This is a genomic window from Rhodovulum imhoffii, from assembly GCF_003046545.1.
Taxonomy (GTDB): domain Bacteria; phylum Pseudomonadota; class Alphaproteobacteria; order Rhodobacterales; family Rhodobacteraceae; genus Rhodovulum; species Rhodovulum imhoffii.
In genome coordinates this window covers 114,269-136,587 of sequence record NZ_QAAA01000002.1, presented here as the reverse complement: position 1 = coordinate 136,587, position 22,319 = coordinate 114,269, and the positions used below count along the sequence as shown (strand labels likewise).

General features: G+C 64.3%; 17 protein-coding genes and 1 pseudogene. 6 read left to right on the top strand and 12 right to left on the bottom strand.

From position 1 onward, the window contains the following. Positions 1 to 4 precede the first annotated feature (4 nt). Complete coding sequence (locus tag C8N32_RS02470; RefSeq protein WP_107890887.1) at positions 5 to 3,715, bottom strand: translocation/assembly module TamB domain-containing protein; 3,711 nt, start codon at positions 3,713 to 3,715, stop codon at positions 5 to 7. Continuing rightward, on the bottom strand, positions 3,712 to 5,493 hold the full coding sequence (locus C8N32_RS02465; protein WP_107891003.1) for an autotransporter assembly complex protein TamA: 1,782 nt from the start codon (positions 5,491 to 5,493) through the stop codon (positions 3,712 to 3,714). The genes C8N32_RS02470 and C8N32_RS02465 overlap by 4 nt, the downstream gene beginning before the upstream one ends. A gap of 167 nt (positions 5,494 to 5,660) precedes the next feature. Here C8N32_RS02465 and C8N32_RS02460 point away from each other — a divergent pair, with 167 nt between their 5' ends. Further along, positions 5,661 to 6,965 (top strand): UDP-glucose dehydrogenase family protein, encoded by a 1,305-nt coding sequence (locus tag C8N32_RS02460; RefSeq protein ID WP_107890886.1) that lies wholly within the window; start codon positions 5,661 to 5,663, stop codon positions 6,963 to 6,965. 2 nt (positions 6,966 to 6,967) lie between these two features. On the opposite strand, the gene C8N32_RS02455 is transcribed toward C8N32_RS02460, so the two are convergent. The 10 genes from C8N32_RS02455 to C8N32_RS02410 form a co-directional block, all read right to left on the bottom strand. Further along, positions 6,968 to 7,597 (bottom strand): ABC-type transport auxiliary lipoprotein family protein, encoded by a 630-nt coding sequence (locus C8N32_RS02455; RefSeq protein ID WP_242509441.1) that lies wholly within the window; start codon positions 7,595 to 7,597, stop codon positions 6,968 to 6,970. An 8-nt stretch (positions 7,598 to 7,605) separates the two neighbouring features. Further along, a complete protein-coding gene (locus C8N32_RS02450) occupies positions 7,606 to 9,300 on the bottom strand; it encodes an MlaD family protein (protein WP_107890884.1) in 1,695 nt (564 codons plus the stop codon). A gap of 2 nt (positions 9,301 to 9,302) precedes the next feature. Further along, positions 9,303 to 10,079: an ABC transporter ATP-binding protein gene (locus tag C8N32_RS02445; protein WP_107890883.1), complete on the bottom strand. Its 777-nt coding sequence runs from the start codon at positions 10,077 to 10,079 to the stop codon at positions 9,303 to 9,305. Beyond that, positions 10,076 to 11,179, bottom strand: a complete 1,104-nt coding sequence (locus tag C8N32_RS02440; protein ID WP_242509442.1) for an ABC transporter permease — start codon at positions 11,177 to 11,179, stop codon at positions 10,076 to 10,078. Before C8N32_RS02440 ends, C8N32_RS02445 begins: the two co-directional genes overlap by 4 nt. Positions 11,180 to 11,270: 91 nt before the next feature. Beyond that, entirely contained in the window at positions 11,271 to 11,660 is a 390-nt protein-coding gene (locus C8N32_RS02435; protein WP_107890882.1) for a Na+/H+ antiporter subunit G, read from the bottom strand. Positions 11,661 to 11,667: 7 nt separating this feature from the next. Further along, positions 11,668 to 11,937: a K+/H+ antiporter subunit F gene (locus tag C8N32_RS02430; protein WP_107890881.1), complete on the bottom strand. Its 270-nt coding sequence runs from the start codon at positions 11,935 to 11,937 to the stop codon at positions 11,668 to 11,670. Beyond that, on the bottom strand, positions 11,934 to 12,425 hold the full coding sequence (locus tag C8N32_RS02425; RefSeq protein WP_107890880.1) for a Na+/H+ antiporter subunit E: 492 nt from the start codon (positions 12,423 to 12,425) through the stop codon (positions 11,934 to 11,936). The genes C8N32_RS02430 and C8N32_RS02425 overlap by 4 nt, the downstream gene beginning before the upstream one ends. Beyond that, positions 12,422 to 13,939 (bottom strand): monovalent cation/H+ antiporter subunit D, encoded by a 1,518-nt coding sequence (locus C8N32_RS02420; protein ID WP_107890879.1) that lies wholly within the window; start codon positions 13,937 to 13,939, stop codon positions 12,422 to 12,424. The genes C8N32_RS02425 and C8N32_RS02420 overlap by 4 nt, the downstream gene beginning before the upstream one ends. After that, positions 13,936 to 14,286: a Na+/H+ antiporter subunit C gene (locus C8N32_RS02415; RefSeq protein WP_107890878.1), complete on the bottom strand. Its 351-nt coding sequence runs from the start codon at positions 14,284 to 14,286 to the stop codon at positions 13,936 to 13,938. Before C8N32_RS02415 ends, C8N32_RS02420 begins: the two co-directional genes overlap by 4 nt. 2 nt (positions 14,287 to 14,288) lie before the next feature. Further along, entirely contained in the window at positions 14,289 to 17,147 is a 2,859-nt protein-coding gene (locus tag C8N32_RS02410; RefSeq protein ID WP_107890877.1) for a monovalent cation/H+ antiporter subunit A, read from the bottom strand. A gap of 371 nt (positions 17,148 to 17,518) precedes the next feature. Here C8N32_RS02410 and C8N32_RS02405 point away from each other — a divergent pair, with 371 nt between their 5' ends. The 5 genes and pseudogenes from C8N32_RS02405 to C8N32_RS15245 form a co-directional block, all read left to right on the top strand. Next, positions 17,519 to 18,040, top strand: a complete 522-nt coding sequence (locus C8N32_RS02405) for a YcbK family protein (RefSeq protein WP_170106713.1) — start codon at positions 17,519 to 17,521, stop codon at positions 18,038 to 18,040. Between the two features lie 202 nt (positions 18,041 to 18,242). After that, on the top strand, positions 18,243 to 19,637 hold the full coding sequence (gene cysG / locus C8N32_RS02400; RefSeq protein ID WP_107890875.1) for a siroheme synthase CysG: 1,395 nt from the start codon (positions 18,243 to 18,245) through the stop codon (positions 19,635 to 19,637). Continuing rightward, positions 19,634 to 19,930, top strand: coding sequence for a DUF2849 domain-containing protein (locus C8N32_RS02395; protein ID WP_107890874.1), 297 nt, complete (start codon positions 19,634 to 19,636; stop codon positions 19,928 to 19,930). The genes cysG and C8N32_RS02395 overlap by 4 nt, the downstream gene beginning before the upstream one ends. Then, on the top strand, positions 19,923 to 21,587 hold the full coding sequence (locus tag C8N32_RS02390; RefSeq protein WP_107890873.1) for a nitrite/sulfite reductase: 1,665 nt from the start codon (positions 19,923 to 19,925) through the stop codon (positions 21,585 to 21,587). The genes C8N32_RS02395 and C8N32_RS02390 overlap by 8 nt, the downstream gene beginning before the upstream one ends. Further along, positions 21,577 to 22,314, top strand: a pseudogene (locus tag C8N32_RS15245) (phosphoadenylyl-sulfate reductase); the annotation flags it as partial. The gene C8N32_RS02390 and the pseudogene C8N32_RS15245, both read left to right, overlap by 11 nt. Positions 22,315 to 22,319: the final 5 nt, after the last annotated feature.

Sequence of the window (22,319 nt, the reverse complement as noted above, 5' to 3'; positions counted from 1 at the left end):
CTCCTCAGTAGTCGTGTTCGTAGAACAGCCCGATCCCGGTTTCCCCGGTGCTGTCGGTGCGGGCGCGGACGGTGACTTCGTCCGATACATCGAGATTCAGATCCAGCCGGGCCTTTCCGTCCGCACCGACGGTAACATCGGTGTAAACATTCTCGCTGATATATTTCCCGGCCCGGACCGAAGCTTGCCCACCCGCGTCCGTCGTTACATCGAGATCGTCGAGGCCGGTGTTTTCGCGCAGGCTGGCCATCACGCCGGAGCCCCGCCCCGCAAGCTCTGCCACGGCCCCGGCCAACCGCACCGCCTGAAAGGCCGAGAGGTTGTTGAGGCTGCGCTTGAACAGCAGTTGGGCCAGAACCTCGTCTTCAGGCAGGGGGGGGGCGGAGCCAAAGGTGATTTCGGGTGCGCTGGCCTTGCCGGAGACGAAGATGAAAATCTCCATCTCATCGGTTTCGGTTTCCGCCCGCAGGTTCAGCACCGGGTCGAAGTCGCCCTCCAGTTGCGCCCAGCCTTCGGACATGGCCAGACGCTGGCCAAGAATATCCACCCGCCCGCGCAGCAGGTCGAACCGCCCGGCGGGGGCGATGGCGCGTGTCGTGCCCCCGATGCGCAGTATGCCGCCCAGTTCCGCATCTAACCCGCGCCCCCGCACGAAGATGCGGTTGGGCGCGTCAACCCGCAGGTCCAGCCCTAAACCGGGCCCGACCGGTTCGGCGCTGTCTTCGGTTTTCAGCAAACCGGCGCGGGCGCGCGTGGCGCGCGTGGCGGCAGGCTCGCCGATATGCACGATCCCCTCCGGGATATCGCCGCCGCCGCCCAGCCCGCCGGATGGAATCTGGATTTCCACCGGACCAAGGTCGATCTGGCCGGTAATCCTGCCACCGTCGGCCAGGGGCCCGGCCAGATTCAGCGCGGCATCCAGTTCGGCACGGTAAAGGGCGGGATTGATGATGACGGCGCGCCGCGCAGTGATGTCCAGATCCGCCGGGAAAGGTCTGGCGAGTGTGACCGGACCGCTTGCGCGCAGGGTTCCGCCGGCTTCGGCCGCGGCCTCCGCCGATATTTCCGCACGTCCATCGATGAGTGTGGCGCGGACGGTCAGATTTTTCAGCGAGGTGCGCAGCGTCGGGGCGCTTGCGCTGGCGCCGGAGGTGGTCACCTCGCCGCGCAGGTTCTCCAGTGCCGGGGGGCCTCGCAGGGCAAGATCGAACCGCGCGACGCCTTCCAGTGCGTAGGGCGAAATGAACGGGTTCGCCAGCCCCAGTGGGGCCTGGCCTTTCAGGGTGAGATCCGCGATCCTGCCTATTTGCCCGCTGGCACGCGCGGTGGTGCCGCCTGGCCCGTCGATGTCCAGCCCCAGCCGCCAGGCCCCCTGCTCGGGACGAACCGTACCGCGGGCGGTCACCGGGCCAGAATAGTCGGAAACCAGCAGGGCAAGATCCGCCAGGCGCCCGGAAATGGCCAGCGTTCCATCCGCACCCTGCGCCGTGGCGGCGGCGTTCAGGACCGGGGTCCGGACAGTAAAGGCGCTGGGTTCGAGTACGCCGTTTTGCCGAAGCAACCGGGCCGAGACCATACTTTCTCCGGCCAGAAGGCGGTCGGCCTGCTGCTGGCCAATGCGCAGGTTGCGCCCTGTGCCTTCCAGTTCGATGTCGAAATTGCCCGTTGCGACCTGTGCGGTGCCGGTTATCTGCGTGTGCAGACCGCCCCCCAGCGGTCGCCCGGCAAGGGCTGAGATCCCGGACAGGTCGTCGACGCGGAGTAACAGACGGGCGGTGGCCGGCATTTCAGGGTCTTTCGGGTCAAGACTGGCCTGCCCGCTCAGATCCAGCCCCGGCCCGGTCAGGGACAGGGTGGACAGCGTGATCGGTGCGCTGCCGCTCCAGTCGCCGCGCGCGGTCAGGGTCAGCGGGCCGCGCATGCCTGGAAAGGCCCGCGCCGGGTCAGGCATGTAGCCGTTCAGGCGCAGGTGCCCGAATTCGGGCGAAAGCTGCCCCTTGGCGTTCAGAGACAATTGTGGGGTTTCCACAGCGAAGCGGTCCACCCGGCTGCCCGCCGCGTTGCGGGCCGCAAACAGGGTCAGCGTGCTGTCTCCTTTCAAAAGCGGGTCGATCTGGGGCAGGGCGGCGGCCAGATTGCGGCCCGTGCCGGTCAGGCCTAGGGTCACGGTCCCGGTTGCCAATTCTGCGGTTGCTATCATTTGCGCGGACAGGCTGCCCGCCAGATTTCGTCCCGCCAATGCGGAAAAGCGTGAAATGTCGGTGGCCTGTACGGTCAGGTCCGCCCTCGCCGGAAGTTCGGGCATGGCGGGGTCCAGGCTGGCCGCGCCGCTCAGCCGCAGGTTGCCGGCGGTGGCCTCCAGCGCGGAGACCTGCACCGGCAGACCCGGTGCCCAGTCGAGATGGAGGCTGGCCTCCGCCGTCTCGTCGAGGACCTGCGCAAGAGCGGGATCGGCCGGGGATATTCCGCCCAGCCATGTGTGCAGATCGGCGTTGATGCGGCGCTCTGTCCGTTGGATCGTGCCGCCACCGGTCAGTTGGCCCCGCGCCAGGCGCAGGGCCTCCGTTTCCAGTCCGGAAAGCGTGCCCTCCAGTGCCCAGGCATCGCCCGTCGCGGCGTCGAACCGGGCGGTGATATCCGCGCTTTCAACCCGGACAGGCGATCCGGCCGCCGGCAGGCGAACGGGGGTCCCGTCCGGGGCGGCGATGCGGGCGCGCAGGTCGAATTTTTCGGGCAGGCCGTCCGAGAGCGCAAGGCTGCCACTGACGCTCAGGGCCTGTGTTTCCAAACGCAGATTCCCGATTTCCGTTTTGCCGGGGGCGGTGGTGCCGGCCAGTTCAAGGCGCGTCCTTGGGCCAAAGAATTCCTGGAGTTCCGGCAGGAACAGGGCCGTCACATCGCCGTCCAGGTCGGCCCGGAAATGGCGTGGAGCATTCCCCTTGAGGGATACGCCCCCCGCGAGTCGCGGGGTGCCTTCGGTTGCCAGCCCAATCCGCGCCGTGTAGTCCGAGAGCGGTCCGGCGCCTTTCACCGTCAGGTCGATGGAAGGGGCGCCCGGTAGCCCGATCAGCCCGACCACGATCCCGTCCCGCGCCTCTGCAAGGGAAAGATCGAGGGACAGAACCTCACTTTCATTGTCGAATCCGGCGGAGAGGGTGAACCTGTCGGTCTCCCGATCCGTGCGGGCGGCGTTCAGGCTGGCCTGTCCGGCGCCGCCGGCCAGCGCCATGCTGCCGGAAATGGCGAAGCTGGCCGGTTTTCCCAGAACCGATTCATCCAACGCGACCGATTTCACCTCCAGTGCGCCGATCTCCACGGAGACGGGAAGCTCTGGCAGGCGGAAAGGGGCCGCCTGGGTGTCCGAAAGTTCGGGGCCGCCTGCGTCATCCCGTGGCAGGCGGAAGAGCGTGATGGCCTCCGCCGAGAGCCGCTTGACACGCACATCGCCTTTCAGCAGCGCGGCCCGGGACCAGTCCAGCTCCGCCCCGCGCAGGGTCAGCCAGACACCGGCATCGTCGGCGATGGTCAGGGATTCCAGAGTTGCCTGCGAGGACAGCGCCCCGCGAAAGCCCGTGATCTGCACGTCGTGCCCAGCCCCGGAGAGGTTCTTTTCGATCAGCCGCTCCAGAAAGCTGCCATCATCCTCCTGGGCCGGAGCGGCGAAAGGCAGCAAAGCCGCGCCCGCCAGTGCGAGAGAGAGAAGAACCCGTTTCAAAACGCTTGTCCGATCCCGATGTAAAGTTGAACGCCATCGCCCGTGTCACCGTCGACCGGCGCGCCCACATCCACCCGGATGGGGCCTATGGTGGTTTTGTATCGCAGCCCCAGCCCGGCGCCCGCGTGCCAGTCACCGTTTTCTCCGGGCAGGGCGCCGTCCCCCACATGGCCCGCATCCAGGAACCCGACCACCCCGATATTTTCGCGTATATCGGCGCGCAGTTCCGCCGCGAGGCCTAGAAAACTGCGCCCGCCGCTTTCCTTGCCGTCGCCCAGATCGATCGAGAGCGACCTGTAGGGCTGCCCCCGTACGGTGCCCCCGCCACCCGAGTAGAACAGCATGTCCGGCGGGACATCCCTGGTCTTGGCGTTGACCACGCTGCCCGCCTGTAGCCGGCCGGCGAGGACAAATCGTTCGCCCAATGCGTGGTAGGCGCGCGCGTCGGCATACAGGCGCGCGCCGGAGGCCGAGGTGTTCAGGCCGAGAAACGGCGTCGCCTCCAGCCCCAGATAGGTTCCGCGTGTGGCATCGTTGGCTAGGTTGCGGGTATCACGGGTCAGCGTAAGGGGAAAATGAAGCTGGGTCAGGTCGCGCTTGCCCAGATCGTCCTCAATGTCCGAATAGCGCAGCAGGATCCCCGCACTGCCTGAAAGCGTGTCGGAGAATTCGTGAGTCAGCCCGCCGCCAAGCGTGACATCGCGCTGCTTGTAGTCGGGTTCGTCCTCCAGCGAAATCTCGCCCAGGATATAAGCCCCGGTGTCGGGGGTGAAGGTCGCCGGACGGTCCAGGCGGGCGCCAAGGCTGTAATCCATGCCCCCCGTGTCCCCGCCTATGCCGGTGATTTCGGCGTCGAAACGCAGGCGCTCCGCCCCGCCCAGGAGGTTGCGATGCAGCCAGAAGGCCGACAGCGTGACCCCCGAGTCGGTACCGTATTCGGCACCGAACCCGATCCGGCGGCGTTTGTCATCGGCGGTGGTGGCGGTGATGTCGAGCGTCCCGTCGGGGTTCGCGGTTTCGACTTCGTGCAAGGTCACGGAACGGAACGCGCCCGTGCGGCGCAGCCGGTCGGCGGATTTGCGCAAGGCCACGGGGGAGAATGTCTCCCCCGTGGGCAGCCCGGTGATGGCGCGAATCCGCTCGGGCCGGACCCGGCTTTCCCCTTTCAGAAGCAACTGGCCGAAGCGCAACTTCCTCCCTGGTGCCAGGGCCAGATCCGCGGTCATGGTGGCGGAGCGGTGGTCCACGATCAGATCCTGCCCCGCGACGCGTGCCTTCGCATACCCCGCGTTGCGCCAACCTTCGACACCGGCCTGTGCGGCGGCCCTGATCGCGCCGCTTTTCGCGCGTTCTCCGGGGGCAAAGTCCTCCGGCAGATCCGTTTGTGGCGCGAGCGGCGCAATCCGCGCCCGCGCGAAGCGGAACGCAGGGCCCGGCCGCACCGAGAGTGCGATCTTGCCGATGCGCTCCAGCCGGGCAAAGGGGGGAAGATCCGCGACTTCACGCCCGTCCACCCGGATGGAAATGTCGCCGCCGTAATAGCCCTGCCCGTAAAGCACCCCCAGAAGCCGGGCATAATCGGCCCGCGCCGCGGCCAGAAAGTCGGCGGGGGCGGGCGAAGTTTCCGCCGCAGTGGAGAGTGTCAGTGACGCGGTGCGAAGGGCTTTCTCCAGCGCCTTCTCTGCTCCCGGAGTGCTGAGTGTGACCTCCGCCGCCCAAAGAGGAGACATCAAACCGGCAAAGACCGAAAGAACGGCACAAATAACACGAAACCGCATGTAAAATTCCCACCCCACACTTCCTCTATACCTCTTTGTTTTGGGCCTGACCACGCCAGAAGCATCACGAAAAGCGGCGTGGCGTCGCTGCCTGCGGGCCAGATGCCTTGACAGGGCGCGCCCCTTGCCGCACTTCGGGCGCAAGAAGCAGCAGTTAAGGATTTGACATGCGTATTGCGATGATCGGCACGGGCTATGTTGGCCTGGTTTCGGGGGTCTGCTTTTCCGATTTCGGACATGATGTCGTTTGCGTCGACAAGAATCCTGAAAAGATTGCCATGCTGGACCGCGGCGAGGTGCCGATCTATGAACCCGGCCTCGATGAGTTGATGGCCCGCAACGTGGCCGCCGGGCGCTTGTCTTTCACCGGCGACCTGGCCCAGGCGGTCGCCGGGGCGGATGCGGTTTTCATCGCCGTAGGCACCCCGACGCGCCGGGGGGACGGGCACGCCGATCTCAGCTTTGTCTTTGCCGCAGCCGAGGAAATCGCCGCCGCGCTGACCGGCTATGCCGTGGTCGTAACCAAATCCACCGTGCCCCTAGGCACCAACCAAAGGGTCGAAGAGGTCATCCGTGCCGCCAACCCGCAGGCTGAATTCGACGTCGCCTCGAACCCCGAATTCTTGCGCGAAGGCGCGGCGATCGACGATTTCATGCGCCCCGACCGCGTTGTGGTCGGGTGTGAGAGCGATCGCGCCATTGAAGTCATGCGCGAAATCTATCGCCCGCTTTATCTGCGCGATTTTCCCGTTGTGTATACGGATCTCGAATCCGCCGAGATGATCAAATATGCCGCCAATGCCTTTTTGGCGACCAAGATCACCTTCATCAACGAAATTGCAGCCTTGTGCGAGAAGGTCGGTGCCGACGTCAAGGCGGTGTCCAAGGGCATGGGAATGGATGGCCGCATCGGCAACAAGTTCCTGCATGCGGGGCCGGGCTATGGCGGGTCGTGCTTTCCCAAGGACACCCGCGCGCTGGCCCGTATCGGGCAGGAACACGCGGTGCCTCAGCAGATCGTGGAAACGGTGATCGAGAAAAACGAAGCCATCAAGCGGCGTATGGTGGAGAAGCTTCTTGAACTTGCCGGCGGGTCTTTCAATGGCAGGTCGATTGCGGTTCTGGGGGTAACCTTCAAGCCTAACACCGACGACATGCGTGAGGCCCCCAGCCTGACCATCGTGCCCGCGATGGTGGGCGGGGGGGCAAAGGTTCGCGTGACCGATCCGCAGGGCAGACGAGAGGGGGAGGCTTTGCTTCCCGGCGTGACCTGGTGCTCCGACGCCTACGAGGCCGCCGACGGTGCCGATCTGGTCGTGCTGCTGACCGAATGGAACGAATTTCGCGCCCTTGATCTCAAGCGTCTCGCCGGGGCGATGGCCACGCCGCGCATGGGCGATCTGCGCAACGTCTATTCCGCAAAAGATGTGGCCGATGCGGGTTTTGAAGCCTATACCGGCATCGGCCGGTGATCTCAGGCGCCGGGGCGGGATCCGGCCCCGGTGCGTTGCAACACCCAGCCTGTGAGGCGCGGTGTGATTTCCGAAAGCGCCGCGTCAAGCGCGTTGACGACATCCGTGGCCTTGTCGCTGGCGGCCTGTGCTTCGGCAGAGAAGCGGTCCTGCGCGATGACGCTGGCATCGTCTTCGCGGATCAGGCGCGCGCGCAGGGTGATGCGGGCCATTACGCTGCCGTCCGCAGGCACGATCTCTGCCTGCAAATCCGTGAGTTCGCTCAGCAGCACATAGTCGCCTGAGGCCCCCAGGGGGCGGCGGCCGACATAAGTGAAGCCGTCGCTGGCTTCCAGCCGGTGTACCAGAAGCGTTTGCAGCATCTCCGGTGCCGGGTTCGTCCATCGTGCACCGGGCAGGTACTGCGCCTCCAGCGGGTTGGGGCGGACGAGGATGCGGTCCGTGTCCAGCGCGCCACCCGCACCGGGGCGTTCCACCACCAGTTCGCGCGACAGGGTGCGCCGGGCACTGACGGGGGGGGCCGTGACCGCACGGAGTTCATAGGTATCCAGCGGTCTGCTCGCGCTGTCGAGGGCCTCGATCATCGAGCAGGAGGGCAGCGCCAGAAGCAGGCACAGGGTTAAGGGGCGCATATTGAACCTCATCTTCTGTATTCCGGGACGTCGCGGCTGAGGAAGAACCGGGCCGGGTCACGTTCGATCCGGTCGGCCAGTGTATCCAGAGTCTGGACGAGTTTGCGGGCTTCGGCCCCAAGAAGGGAATATTGCGGCAGGCCGCTGGACAGGAAATCGGCCACCGGTGGCTTGGCGTCGGCGACCATTGCGTCGACTCCGGTAAAGGCGCTTCGGGCGGCTTCGGCAGCTTCCCGTACTCCGGCGGAGATCTCGGGCAGGTCGCTGGAGACCTGGGCCAGCGCGCCGTCGAGCCGCCGGATCGCGGCCCGCAGATCGGTCGTGATCCCTTCTATGTCCTCGTTGATGACCTTGTCCGCCCCATTGAATGCGCGTTCGGCGGCGGAAAGCGCCCCCTGACCGGTTTCAAGTGCGCTGTCCATCGCGGCCAGAGTCGTCTGGGCGCGACTGAACGTGTCGGTTACGGTGGTCAGGGTGGTCCGGGCGTCGTCGCTCAGCCCGTCGATCCGACCTGAGGCGGCGGAAAGGTCCCCGCCGACGGTTTCCATGGTTACACGCGCGGTTTGTGTTGCGGCCCGGATATCGGCCATTACGACCGGCAGGTCGTCTTCCACGGCGCGGGCAATGCCGGCCACGGCCTCGGTCGCCTGCGCGACAAGGCGTGCCCCATCCCCCGACAGCAGTATTCCCGCCTGATCTGCGGCCCCCTCCACGCTTTCAAGGGTGGTGTTCAGGCGCGCAAGGGTCGTTTCGGCCTCTTGCAGGCGGGAATTCGCGGTTTGCCCGGTTTCGGACCACAGAACCATCAGGTTTTCCGCGGTCGTGCCCAGGGTTTCGGTCTGGCCGCGCAGGGTTGCGGCGGTGGCTTCGAGTTCGCGCAAGGTTGTGCGGACATCCGTGTCCAGGACATTGGTCGCGACATCGAAAGCCCCGGTTGCGCTTTCGAGGGTCTGCGATCCGGTGACCAGCGTTTCCCGTGCCTGATCGGACATCTCGGTGATGCTGACGATGGCACTTTCGGCCATGGCCAGCGCCTCGTCGACGGTCTTGCCGATTCCGTCAAGCTGCTGGGTGAACCCTTCGATATCGCCAATGGAATCGCCGACTTTGGCCGCGACCGATGAAAAATCGTCCAGCGTGGAGTTCAGGTTTTGCGAGGTCGAGGCGAGGTTGCCGATAATTTCCCCGACCTGTCTTTTGTTGTCATCCGACAAAAAGCCCTGAAGGGCACGGACGGCTTCAAGCGCCTCGGAAAACAGGGCGGGCGCGTCTTCGGCGAGTGTCTGAAGGACAGACCGCTCCGAGGTTATCTCGGGCACCTTGTCGTCCTGGTCTTTCAAAAGCGGCGCATCGGTGGAGCCGGAGGTGATCGCGACAAAGGCAACGCCCGTCACGCCCTGGGATTCGACGCGTGCGATGCTGTCCACGCGGATCGGTGTGTTGGCGGCAACCTCAAGCCGAACGCGCACGGTGCCGTCCCCGCTTTCCGACAGGCCCAGATCGACGACCTGCCCAACCGTCAACCCGGCAAAGCGCACATCCGAGGCACGACCCAGCCCGGATACGTTTTCAAACCGGGTATCGTAATAGGCGAACTGCTGGTCCATCTCGGATTTGGTGAACCACATGAAAAACCCGAGGATTCCAAGAAAACCTGCAACCGTGAAGGCCCCGATAATTATATAATTGGCGCGTGTTTCCATCGTTAACCTTTCTCGGCGCCTTGCGTGGCAAGGGCCGCACGGGCACGGGGCCCATGAAAATAGTCATGCACCCACGGGTGGTCCACTTCAAGCATCTCGGCCATGGTGCCGGTCACCAGGACCCGCTTTTCCGCCAATACCGCGATCCGGTCGCAACAGGCGTGCAGGCTGTCCAGATCATGGGTCACCATGAAGACGGTCAGTCCCAGGCTGCGGCTGAGTCCGGAAATCAGCCGGTCGAACTCTGCCGCGCCGATCGGGTCAAGGCCGGCGGTGGGTTCGTCCAGGAACACGATGTCCGGGTCCAGAGCCAGTGCGCGTGCCAGGCCCGCCCGCTTGCGCATGCCCCCGGAAAGTTCCGAGGGGTACTTGTCTCCTGCCATCCAGGGCAGGCCGGACAGCGAAATCTTGAGATCCGCCAGCGCATGGCGGGTTTCGGCGGGCAGGTGGATGGCAGAGCGGATCGGCACCTCGACATTTTCACGAACGGTCAGAGACGAAAACAGCGCACCGTCCTGAAACATCACGCCCCAGCGGCGGCCGATCTCGTCCCGCTCTGTCTCGGTCGCGGTGGTGATGTCCGTGCCCAGAACCTCGATCGAGCCGGCAGCGGGCGTTTGCAGCCCGACAATCGTACGCAGCAGAACCGATTTTCCCGTCCCCGAACCGCCGACCACACCCAGAACTTCCCCCCGCCGCACGTCGAGATCCAGCCCGTCATGAACGACATGGCGGCCAAACTGGTTGCGGAGTCCCCGAAGGCGGATCACGGGTGTCATATGCCCACCTTCGCGAAAAAGACCGAAAACAGCGCATCGGCCAAAATCACGGCGAAAATCGCAGTGACCACCGCCTTGGACGTCATCAGTCCAAGCGATTCCGCGTTGCCGCGCACCTGCATCCCGGCATGGCATCCCACGATTCCGATAATCAGCGCAAAGACCGGAGCCTTGGACAGGCCGACGAAGACATGGTTGATGCTGGTGCCTTCCACCAGCCGCGACTGGAACATCGCGGGGGAGATCCCCAGTTCGATCCATGACATCAGCGCACCGCCCAACAGCCCGGCAAGGTTCGATATCAGCCCCAGGATCGGCAGCATCAGCACCAGCGCCAGAACCCGCGGTACGATCAGGGCCATTGTGGGGTCGATGCCCAGAGTCTGCATGGCGTCGACTTCCTCACGCATCTTCATGGAGCCTATCGCGGCAGTGAAGGCGGATGCCGTCCGTCCGGCAACGACGATCGCGGTCAGCAGGATGCCCAACTCCCGCAAGACGGCCACGGCAATAAGATCGATCACGTAGATTTCCGCCCCGAACCGCCGGAGCTGGAACGCCCCCTGGAATGCCAGCACCACGCCGATCAGGAAGGACATCAGAGCCACGATCGGCACTGCGCGCAGCCCGACATCTTCGCAATGATGGACGAGAGCGGTCAGCCGAAACCGTGTGGGATGGCGCAGGCTGGCGCCAATCCGGGCCAGAAACAAGCCAAGATAGCCCGTCAGTTCCGCCCCTGTGCGGCCATGGCCAGCGACGGAGCGGCCCACGCCTTCCAGCCAGTCGGCGATGGTGCGGCGGCGCGAAACGTCACGGTCCGGTTGAGGCAGGGCGGCCTCTACGGTTGCAAGCAGCGCGCGATGTGCATCTCCCGCTCCGGCGATCTCCAGCCCGCCCAGCCGCTCTCGCAAGTTCAGGATTGCCCATGCGCCTGCGGTGTCCAGCCGACCGGTTTCGCTGAGATCCAGAACGACCCCTTCCGGGGCACGTTCCAGCGCCTCCTGCAGTCGGGGCAGGCCGGACAGGGTGACCGGGCCACGAAGAAGCAGGCGCTGGCTTTGGTCGTCTGCGATGATATCTAATACGGGCTCGTTCAAATCAACCGCTCAAATCAACCGTCAAACCGATCACGACAGACGTCAGGACGCGCACTCTAGGATGCGGGTCGTGTGCTGACAAGCTAAAAGCTTACCCCTGGCGGCGGGCTTCGGCGCGGGCGCGCTCCGTATCGCTTTCGAAGGTGGCCCAGGGGCGGTCCGTGCCGGTTGCCGGCAGGGTATCGCGCCGCTCGTTGCGGTGGATATGCATCTTGGCGATGAAATGGGCGGTAATCGGTGCGGTCATGAACAGGAAAAGCGTGATCAGAAGCTCGTGAAAGCTGAAATCCTTCATGACCAGAAGGAAATACAGCACTGAGGCAACCAGCGCCCCGCCCACGCCCAGGGTTGTGGCTTTGGTCGGCCCATGCAGGCGCGACATGGGGTCGCGCAGTTTTATCAGCCCAAAGGAGCCGACAAGCCCGAAGACCCCGGCAACGATCAGGGAGAAGGAAATCAGCAGGTCTGCGATCAGGTCCATGGCCCCCTCACTCGATAATGTCGCCGCGCAGCATGAAGCGCGTGTAGGAAACGGTCGAGACAAAGCCGGTCATGGCGAAGATCATCGACGCCTCGAAATAGATCGACGTCTGCTTGAGCACCCCGAACAGGCTGAGCAATGCAATCGCGTTGATGACCATCGTGTCCAGCGCCAGAATGCGGTCCCCCAGGACCGGCGCGTTCACGATGCGGTAGAGATTGAGCATCAGCGCCACTGCGAAGCAGCCGATGGCAAAATAAAGCGCGTATTCGATCATTCGAATATCTCCTTCAGCCGGCGTTCGTAGCGGTGCTTGATTTCCGCACGCACCGCGTCCGGATCGGGTGCGTCAAGGCAATGTACCAGCAGGCTACGCCCATCGGCGGACAGATCGGCCGAAACCGTGCCTGGCGTCATCGTAATTGTCCCCGCAAGCATGGTGATGGCCTCGGGTGTGCGCAGGTCCAGCGGGATGGCGACCCAGTTGGGGTGCATGTCTTCGTTACGCTTGAACAGTATGATGCGCGCAACCGTGACATTGGCCACCACGATGTCCCACAGCACGATCAGGCAGTAGCTTGCCAGCATTGGCAGGTTGCGAAGCGCCGGGCGGTTGGGCCAGTAAGGTGCGGTGATGATCGGGATGATCAGCCCCAGGATCAGGCCCAGCGTCAGGCTGCCCGGCGAAACGTCGTTTACCAGCATCTGCCAGACGATCACCAGCAGAAGTGTCAGGTAAGGGTGGGGGAGCAGGCGGCGGATCATGGCTGGCCTCCTTCTGGCAGCACGGCCGAGATATAGGCCTCCCGGTCGAACAACTGCTGCGCCGTGGCGTCGAGATAGGCGCTCATCGGGCCGGCAAATACGGCCAGAAGCGCGACCGTTCCCATCATGCCACAGGTTACGACCAGCGGCAGCTTCGGCTGTTGGCGTGCACGCAGGCGCCGCCCGGTCGGGCCGGTCTCGGTTTTCCAGAACACCACGCTGCCCGCCCGCGCAAGTCCGACGATGGCAATCAGGGATGTCACGAGGATGACGCTCCATATCGCCCAAACCTCGGGGAGATCGCGCACCGCGTCAAGGATCAGCAGCTTGCCGATGAAGCCCGACAGGGGGGGCATCCCCGCGACGGCTATGGCCGCTCCGAAGAACAGGGCCGTTACCAGGCCATGTTGTCCCATTGCCGGACCCGGGTGCAGCCCGTCATCGGCGCGCCGCTCCCGCACGAGGTCCACCACAAGGAACATGGCCGCCCCCGCCAGTGTCGAATGAACGAGATAATACAGCGTTGCAGAGGTCGTCTGCTCCGTGAATCCAGCCATGCCAACCATCAGCGTGCCCATGGAGCCGATCACCGCGAAGGCAGCCATCCGCCCCAGGCCGGTGGCCCCGAGGATGCCGACCATCCCGATCGCAAGGGTGATCAGCCCCGCGCCCAGCACCAGCTGACCGATGATATCGGCGGTGATGTCGATCTCCGGCCCGAATACGAGCGTGTGCATCCGCAGGATGGCATAGGCCCCGACCTTCGTCATGATGGCAAACAGCGCCGCGATGGGGGCGGGGGCCTCGGCATAGGTGGCCGGCAGCCAGAAATGCAGTGGCAAAAGCGCCGCCTTGATGGCGAATACCAGCAAAAGAAGCACCGCGCCGACCCGCAGCATGGCGCTTTCCGCGGCGGGGATCTCCGCGACGCGCGCGGCCATGTCGGCCATGTTGAGTGTGCCGGTTACGGCGTAGAGCGTCCCCAGTGCAAAAAGGAACAGTGTCGAGCCCAACAGGTTGAACACCACGTATTGCACCCCGGCCCGCAGCCGCCGGGTGCCGCCGCCATGGATCATCAGCCCGTAAGACGCGATGAGAAGAACCTCGAAGAAAACGAACAGGTTGAAGGCGTCGCCAGTCAGGAAAGCACCGAAAATGCCCATCAACTGGAATTGGAACAGGGCGTGGAAATGGGTGCCCCGGCTGTCCCACTCGCTGCCGATCGCGTAGAGAAGCACCGGCAGGGCCAGGACCGATGTCAGAACCGCCATCAGCGCCGAAAGCCGGTCCAGCACCAGCACGATCCCGAATGGTGCGGGCCAGTTGCCCAACTCATACGATGTGATCGTTCCGTCCGCGGCCTGCCACGCCAGCCCCAGCGAGATGGCCAGAAGCAACGCTGTGCTGAATGCCGAAAATATCCGCTGCAACATCAACTGGTTTCGCATCGACAACACGATCAGCGCGGCGATCAGTGCCGGTACGATGACAGGGGCGATGATCCAGTGGTTCATTGGCGGGTGTCCCCTGTCTTTTCTGTATCGTTCAGGTCGATGCGGTCACTGCGGGCGGAAAGATACGCCCCCAGCGACAGCATCACGACAACCGCGGTCATCCCGAAGGAAATCACGATCGCTGTCAGCACCAGCGCCTGTGGCAGCGGATCGGTGAAGTCTTCCACCCCCTTGAGAAGGACCGGCGGCATGTTGACCGCCAGCCGCCCGCTGGCGAACAGGAACAGGTTTACCGCGTAGGAAAGCAGCGAGATTCCCAGGATCACCGGGAATGTCCTCTGCCGCATCACCAGATACAGGCCCGCCGCGGTCAGGATGCCAACGGCGCTTGCGAACAGAAGTTCCATGGTCAGTCCTTCTTTCCGTTGCGGCCAAGGTTGATGTCCATCGGGTGGATGTTCACCGTCTCTCCTGCGCGGCGGGCCATGCGGGACAGGCTGTCAAGTGCCAGCATTACCGCTCCGACGACGGTCAGGAACACGCCGGTGTCGAACAGCATCGCGGTGGCCAGTTCGAATTTCTCCAGCGGGGGGAGGGTGACATAGCCGAAATCGCTGGTCAGGAAGGGGCGTCCGTTGAACCACGCACCGACCCCCGTGGCGCTGGCGATGAGCACGCCGGTGGCGATCATCGCGTGGTAGCGGATACGCTGGCGCGCCTCTGCCCAGGCAAAGCCAGACGCCATATACTGCATCACCAGCGCGATCGCCACGATCAGACCGGCGATGAACCCGCCGCCCGGCATGTTGTGCCCGCGCAGGAAGATGTAGGCCCCCACCATCAGGGCAATGGGCATCATCACGCGGGTGGCGATAACCATCATCACCGGGTGGCGGTCACCCGCCTCGTCGGCGTCGGGCCCCCAGCCGGCCAGCCAGCGTCCGCCCGGCCCATCCAGCACCGACCGCGTCAGCGCAAAGATCACCAGCGCGGCGATGCCCAGAACGATGATTTCCCCAAACGTATCGAAGCCACGGAAGTCCACCAGGATCACGTTGACGACATTTGTGCCTCCGCCGCCCTTGTAGGAATTGACGAGGTGGTAATCCGAGATCGTGGGCAGCGCGAAATCCCGCGTCAGCATGGCAAAGCTCAGCCCCGCCACGGCAAGCCCGCCGGTGATCGCCAGCGCGCCGTCCCGCACCCGGCGGGCAAGGCTGCTGTCCACGGGGGTGCGTTTGGGCAGGAAATTCAGGGCCAGAAGCAGCAAGATGATGGTGACCACTTCCACCGAGATCTGCGTCAGCGCCAGATCCGGTGCGGAAAGATACACGAAGCCGAGCGATACGGTCAGCCCGATCACTCCCATCAGCACCAGCGCGAGGAAACGGTGGCGGTGGTAGCTGACCATGACCGTGGTGCAGGTGACCAGCAGTATCCACCCCACCAGGACAGCCAGCGGGGCGGGTTGTAGCGCGCGGGTCCGCGGCCCGATTTCTCCGCCCAGCCACGCGAACGCTCCCGCACCCAGAACCGTCAGCGCGAAGACGAAGGCATAGCGGGACATGCGCCCGTTGTGCAGCGTGTCTGTCAGCCAATGTGCCGCTTTGGTAGCGGCCCCAACAAGCGCGTCGAAGATGACCTTGGCCTCGGGGCGGGGGACGGCGTTCCAGACGCGTTCCAGCGGACGATGCAGCACCAGCAGCCCCGCGCCACCGGTCAGCGCGATGACCGACATGAACAGCGCCGGTGTCAGGCCATGCCAGATCTTGAGATGAAAATAAGGCAGATTCCCCCCGGTCACGGCGTAGGCGGAAATTTTCACCAGCGGCTCCGCCACGGCTGGCAAAATTCCGATCAGGATCGCAATCGCAATAAGCAATGCGGGCCCAGCCCACATGCCGAAAGCAGGGTCATGCGGTTTGGAGGGGTAATCGTCGCGCACCTCCCCCCCAAAGACGTGAAATATGTAGCGCAGCGAATAGGCCGCCGAGAACAGCGCCCCCAGAGTGGCGAGAATCGGAACGGCGTAGTCCGGCCCGGCCCAGACCGTATGGACGGTCTGTTCCAGCATCATCTCTTTTGAGAGGAACCCGCTGAGCAGCGGGAAGCCCGCCATCGACAGGGCCCCCAGCGTGGCGATGACGAACGTTACCGGCATCAGATGGCGCAGGCCGCCAAGGCGTTTGATGTCTCTTGTATGGGCCTCGTGGTCTATAATTCCCGCGGTCATGAACAACGCGGCCTTGAACGTCGCGTGATTGAGAATGTGAAACACTGCCGCGACCGCCGCTATGTTGGTGCCAAGGCCCAGCAGCATCGTCACCAGCCCAAGGTGGCTGACCGTTGAGAAGGCCAAAAGCGCCTTGAGGTCATCCTTGAAAAGCGCGATCACCGCAGCCAGAACCATCGTTATCAGCCCGGTCGTGGATACGATATAGAACCACTCCGGCGTGCCGGACAGCACCGGCCACATCCGTGCCATCAGAAACAACCCGGCCTTCACCATCGTGGCCGAGTGCAGGTAGGCCGACACCGGCGTGGGCGCCGCCATCGCGTGGGGCAGCCAGAAATGGAACGGGAACTGCGCCGATTTCGTGAAACACCCCATGAGAATCAGCAGCAGCGCGGGCAAGTATAGCGGGCTGGACTGAATCGCCTCTTTCCGGGTCAGGATCACGCTCAGGTCATAGCTGCCTGCAATATCGCCCAGGATCAGCATCCCGGCGATCATCGCCAGCCCGCCCATCCCGGTCACGGTCAGTGCCATTCGCGCGCCCTGACGCCCTTCGGGCAAATGCTTCCAGTAGCCGATCAGCAGAAAGGAGGAGAGCGATGTCAGTTCCCAGAAAATCAACAAAAGCAGGATGTTGTCCGACAGGACGATGCCTGTCATCGCGCCCTGGAAAAGCAGCAGGTAGGTATAGAACTGACCCATCGGGTCTTCGCGCGAAAGGTAGAAACGTGCGTAAAGCGTGATAAGCAGCCCGATACCCAGGATGAGCCCCGCGAACAGAAGCCCCAGCCCGTCCAGCATGAAATTCACGTTCAGCCCGAGGGCGGGAAGCCACTCGAACTGAAACTGCAACACCTCACCGCGCAGAACGGAGGGGGTGCAGATGATCAGCATGATGAAGGCAAGAAGGGTCGGCGCAGCGGCAAAGGCGGCGCTGGCATTGCGCCCGGCCTGTATCATTATCCCCGGCAGAAGAGCTCCCAGAAACGGTAAGGCCGCGATGACCGGCAGAAATACACCCGCGTTTTCCATGAACCCCCTGTACCCTTTGCCTGCCTTGTTCCGGGTGCGGCCCAAGAGGGCGCGAAAACGCTGCTGCCCGGTTCGATTGGTTTTTAGGTATGCGACCACGCAGGCTTAGCCAAGGCGTGAAGCGCCAGTTTTTGAAAGAAACCTGTCGAAAACCTGGTAATACCGCAATCTTGTGCCTCTGCGGGGGCGTTTGTTTTCCGGTAAGGATTTTTCTCTAAATCCGCCGGGGCGGGTACGCAGGCCCCGTGGATGTGCGGATTTTTGCCGATGGGGGGCATATGATACGAAGTTCGGAGAACCGGATGTTTACAGTGCCCGGCGGGCTCTTTAAACGCCTTGGGAAGTCACGGAATCAGCAGACAGAGGACATGATGCTGACGAGACGTCAGGCCCTATGTGGTCTTGGGGCTGTTTCGGTATGCGCGCTGCCAGCCCCCGCGCTTGCGATTTCGGACCGCGAACTCCGCTTGATCCGTCCCCGCACGGGGGAGTCCTTCCAAGGCACGCTGGTGCGCCGCGGGTTGTTCAGCCACCGGCTCGACAAGGAGGCGCTGACAAAAGTCTACTGGATGCTGCGGGACCTGCGTGTGGACAAGGCCCGCGAAATGGACGCGGAGCTTCTAGATCTTGTCGGACGCATCAATGCCCGTATCCCGGACCGGCCGGTTCAGATCACCTCTGCCTACCGGACGCCCCGAACAAACCGGTCGGTGCGCGGTGCCTCAAGCAGTTTTCACATGAAGGGACAGGCGCTCGACATCCGGGTCGAAGGCGTTTCCTCTTCTCTCCTGTGCAAATTGGCGCGCTCCGAAGGTGCGGGGGGGGTTGGCTGGTACCCACGCCGCAACTTTGTTCATGTCGATACCGGCCCCCGGCGCGACTGGCGGGGCTGAAAAACCGCAAACGTAATGGCGGCCTTCGGGCCGCCGTTTTCGTTTTCGGTGGGTGGGGCATTCGGCCGGCCCGCCATTTTCGGAAGATTCAGGTGAAAATTCCTTATAGGCCAAAAAATCGGAACAAAAATGTTTATTGCGCCAAGCGTATAGCAAAGCATAGGGAGAATATTCCATATTGGTGGGGAGTTGGGAGCCCGCCATGAAATATTTTCCGATCTTCCTGTCCCTGTCCGACCGCCCTGTCGTGATCGTGGGAGGCGGAGAGATTGCCCTTTCCAAGCTGCGTGTCCTGCTCAGGACCGAGGCGTGTCTGCACGTGTTTGCCCGTTCCCCCGCGGCCGAGCTGGAGGCCCTCGCGGCATCGGGCCGTATCTGCCTGACGCGGAGATCGCTCTGTGCCGGGGACCTTCCCGGCGCGGCCCTTGTTTATGCCGCCACCGGGGAAGACGAAGAGACCGCGTCCGTCGTCCGGCTGGCCCGCGCGGCGGGGGTGCCGGTGAATGTCGTCGATGATCTTGGAAGGAGCGATTTCATCACCCCCGCCATCGTCGACCGCGATCCGGTCACCATTGCCATCGGGACCGAGGGGGCGGCCCCGGTTCTGGCCCGGGCCCTCAAGGCGGATCTGGAAGCGCGCCTGCCGGTTCGCCTTGGTCTTCTGGCGCGGATCGGGCAGGCATTTCGTCCGCTGGCCGCGCACCTGCCCCAGGGCCGTCGCCGCCGCGATTTCTGGGCGGAGTTCTACTTTTCTGCAGGTCCCCGTGCGCTGGGTCGGGGAGGGGCGGCAGCGGCAGAGGCGGTGCTTCGCTCCTTGCTTTCTCGCCACATGACGCAGAAGGAGCGGGACGGCCACGTAGCCTTCGTGGGCGCCGGCCCCGGTGATCCGGAGCTTCTGACGCTGGCGGCGCGACGGGCGCTGGATGAGGCTGACGTCGTCTTGCACGACCGGCTGGTTCCACCCGCGATTCTCGATCTCGCCCGGCGGGAGGCGCGGATCGTCGATGTCGGCAAACGTGGCTTTGCCGCCGCCACGCCCCAGGACAGGATCAATGCGCTGATGGTGCAACATGCCGGCGCGGGAGATCTGGTTGTGCGCCTGAAGTCGGGCGACCCGTCCGTTTTCGGGCGCCTGGAGGAGGAAATCGAGGCCTGTGAGGCCGCTGGCATCGGCTGGCATGTAGTGCCCGGAATCACGGCGGCTTCGGCGGCCGCAGCCGGTATCGGGCAAAGCCTGACCCGACGGGGGCGCAACTCTGCCCTGCGGCTGCTGACGGCCCATGACATGCAGGGCTTCGCGGAGCAGGATTGGAGGGCGCTGGCCCGTCCTGGCGCCGTGGCGGCGATCTACATGGGCAAGCGAGCGGCACGTTTCCTGCAGGGGCGGCTGATGATGCATGGGGCGGCGTCCGAGACGCCCGTGACTGTCGTGGAGAATGCGTCACGCCCGGATCAGCGGATTCTGCCGGGGACGCTGGCAACGCTGGCGACGACGCTTGAGAACGGGGCCTGCGATGCCCCGGCGATGATGCTTCTGGGGCTGGCGCCGCGTGCGGCAACCGGGGCCCTGATGGAATTGAAAGAGGCGCTTTCATGAGCAAACAGGTTTTCTCGGTTGTGACGGCCAACGATCTGCTGGGGGGACATGTGGTCTATCTGAGCCCCTTGGGGACATGGGTGCCGGAGGTGCGCGACGCGGAACTCATCCCCGATATCGCCCGTGCCCGGCTTCGTCTGGAGGAGGTCACTGATGACGCGTCTGTCGTCGGGGTCTATCTGGCCGAGATGCTGCCCGGCCCGGATGGCCCCCGGCCCATGCATTTCCGGGAAGTCTTTCGCGCGCAGGGGCCTTCAGCCCATGCCCGGGTCCCCGAGGTTCGCCATGTATGAATACGACGCTTTCGACGACGCTTTCGTCCGTGCCCGGGTGGCGCAGTTTCGCAACCAGGTGGAGCGCCGCCTGTCCGGCGCGCTGACCGAGGAGGAATTCCGCCCCCTGCGCCTGATGAACGGGTTGTATCTGCAACTGCATGCCTACATGCTGCGGGTGGCGATCCCCTATGGGACTCTCACCGGGCGTCAGATGCGCCAACTGGCCCATATCGCGGACCAGTGGGACAGGGGGTATGGCCATTTCACCACGCGGCAGAATATCCAGTTCAACTGGCCGAAGCTGAAAGATGTGCCGGATATGCTGGAGGCGCTGGCCGATGTCGGCATGCACGCGATCCAGACCAGCGGCAATTGCGTGCGCAACGTCACCGCCGATCATTTCGCCGGGGCCGCCGCCGACGAGATCGAGGATCCGCGCCCCTGGGCGGAACTGCTGCGCCAGTGGTCCACCGATCACCCGGAGTTCCAGTTTCTGCCGCGCAAGTTCAAGATCGCGATCACCGGCAGCCCGCGGGATCGGGCCGTAACCCGCGCCCACGATATCGGCCTGCGCATGCTGAACGAGGACGGCGCAGCGGGGTTCGAGGTGAGTATCGGCGGCGGGCTGGGCCGAACGCCGATGGTGGGCAAGGTGCTGCGCCCGTTTCTGCCGGTGGCCGATCTGCTGCCTTATGTCGAGGCGATCCTGAGCACCTACAACCTTCTGGGCCGGCGGGATAACAAATACAAGGCGCGTATCAAGATCGCGGTTCATGAACATGGCATCGAAGAGATACGCAGGCTTGTCGAGGCCCGGTTTTCGGAGTTGCGGCCGTTGTTCGGGGGGGGCGATCAGGTCCGCCTGGCCGAAATCCGGACCCACTTCGCGCCCCCGGTCTTCGAAAGCCGCAGCGATGACGGGTTCGAGGCCGCGCGGCGTAGCGATCCGGTGTTCCGGGCCTGGACGGATACCAACCTGTCCCCGCACCGGCAGCCGGGCCATGCCATCGTGACGGTGTCTCTCAAGGCGCATGGGGCGGTGCCCGGAGATGTGACCTCTGCCCAGATGCGTCTGCTGGCGGGGCTTGCCGAACGTTACAGCCATGACGACCTGCGCATCAGCCATGAACAGAACGTCATCCTGCCCCATGTGCACAAGGCCGACCTGCCCGCGCTTCATGCGGCGCTTCTGGGGGCCGGGCTGGGCACGGCGAATGTGGGGCTGATCTCAGACATCATCGCGTGTCCCGGTATGGATTACTGCGCGCTGGCCACCGCGCGCTCCATTCCTGTCGCTCAAGCCATCGCACAGCGGTTTGATGCGCTGAAGCTGGAGCACGAGATCGGTCCGCTGAAGCTGAAAATATCCGGGTGCATCAATGCCTGCGGGCATCACCATGTCGGCCATATCGGGATACTCGGTCTGGACCGTGCGGGGGTGGAAAACTACCAGATTACCCTTGGAGGCGACGGGACGGAAAGAACTGTACTGGGTGAACGTGCCGGGCCGGGGTTTTCCGCAGAGGAATTGTTGCCGGCGCTGGAACGGCTGATCGCGGCCTATCTGGAGCATCGCGAAGGACCGGAGGAGACCTTCCTGATGGCGTTCCGCCGTCTTGGGGCGGCCCCGTTCAAGGCGGCCCTGTACCCGCGGGAGGCCCGGAATGCGGCATGATCCGGGGGGCGCCCGTATCGCGGAGCTGAACGCGCGCTACCGGCATCATGCGGGGATCAGGGTTCTCGAACACGCCCTGACCGACCCGTTGGTGGGGCGGATCGCGCTGGTGTCGTCCTTCGGTGCGGAGTCGGTGGTTCTGTTGCACATGCTGTCGGTGATCGACCGCAGCGTGCCGGTGCTGTTTGTCGACACGCAGATGCTGTTCCCGGAAACGCTGGCCTACCAGTCGGAGGTTGCCGCGGCTTTGGGGCTGATGGATCTGCGCACCATCCGGGCCCGGCCCGAGGCCCTTGCTGCCCGGGATTCGGAGGGCCTGTTGCACAGGCAGGATCCGGATGCCTGCTGTGCCCTGCGCAAGGCCGAGCCGTTGGAGCGCGCCTTGGCGGGGTTTGACGGATGGATCACCGGCCGCAAGCGGTTTCAGGCGCAAACCCGTGCCGGGATCGAGTTTTTCGAATCTGACGGCCCCCGCATCAAGGTTAACCCGCTGGCGCACTGGGCGGCGCAGGATGTGCAGGATTACATGATCAACAACCGCCTGCCAAAGCACCCTTTGGTGGCACGGGGGTATCTTTCGATCGGATGCGCGCCCTGCACCTCGCCGGTGACCGCAGGCGAAGACGCGCGTGCGGGCCGCTGGCGCGGCCGGGAAAAGCAGGAATGCGGAATCCATTTCATCAACGGCAAGCCCGTGCGTGGGCCCGTTCCGCAGCAGGAAGAGGCGGAGGA

Coding starts and splice junctions, on each gene's coding strand:
- C8N32_RS02465 (WP_107891003.1), bottom strand. CDS start 5,493: ATGCGGTTTCGTGTTATTTGTGCCGTTCTTTCGGTCTTTGCCGGTTTG.
- C8N32_RS02460 (WP_107890886.1), top strand. CDS start 5,661: ATGCGTATTGCGATGATCGGCACGGGCTATGTTGGCCTGGTTTCGGGG.
- C8N32_RS02455 (WP_242509441.1), bottom strand. CDS start 7,597: ATGCGCCCCTTAACCCTGTGCCTGCTTCTGGCGCTGCCCTCCTGCTCG.
- C8N32_RS02450 (WP_107890884.1), bottom strand. CDS start 9,300: ATGGAAACACGCGCCAATTATATAATTATCGGGGCCTTCACGGTTGCA.
- C8N32_RS02445 (WP_107890883.1), bottom strand. CDS start 10,079: ATGACACCCGTGATCCGCCTTCGGGGACTCCGCAACCAGTTTGGCCGC.
- C8N32_RS02435 (WP_107890882.1), bottom strand. CDS start 11,660: ATGGACCTGATCGCAGACCTGCTGATTTCCTTCTCCCTGATCGTTGCC.
- C8N32_RS02430 (WP_107890881.1), bottom strand. CDS start 11,937: ATGATCGAATACGCGCTTTATTTTGCCATCGGCTGCTTCGCAGTGGCG.
- C8N32_RS02425 (WP_107890880.1), bottom strand. CDS start 12,425: ATGATCCGCCGCCTGCTCCCCCACCCTTACCTGACACTTCTGCTGGTG.
- C8N32_RS02420 (WP_107890879.1), bottom strand. CDS start 13,939: ATGAACCACTGGATCATCGCCCCTGTCATCGTACCGGCACTGATCGCC.
- C8N32_RS02415 (WP_107890878.1), bottom strand. CDS start 14,286: ATGGAACTTCTGTTCGCAAGCGCCGTTGGCATCCTGACCGCGGCGGGC.
- C8N32_RS02410 (WP_107890877.1), bottom strand. CDS start 17,147: ATGGAAAACGCGGGTGTATTTCTGCCGGTCATCGCGGCCTTACCGTTT.
- C8N32_RS02405 (WP_170106713.1), top strand. CDS start 17,519: ATGCTGACGAGACGTCAGGCCCTATGTGGTCTTGGGGCTGTTTCGGTA.
- cysG (WP_107890875.1), top strand. CDS start 18,243: ATGAAATATTTTCCGATCTTCCTGTCCCTGTCCGACCGCCCTGTCGTG.
- C8N32_RS02395 (WP_107890874.1), top strand. CDS start 19,634: ATGAGCAAACAGGTTTTCTCGGTTGTGACGGCCAACGATCTGCTGGGG.
- C8N32_RS02390 (WP_107890873.1), top strand. CDS start 19,923: ATGTATGAATACGACGCTTTCGACGACGCTTTCGTCCGTGCCCGGGTG.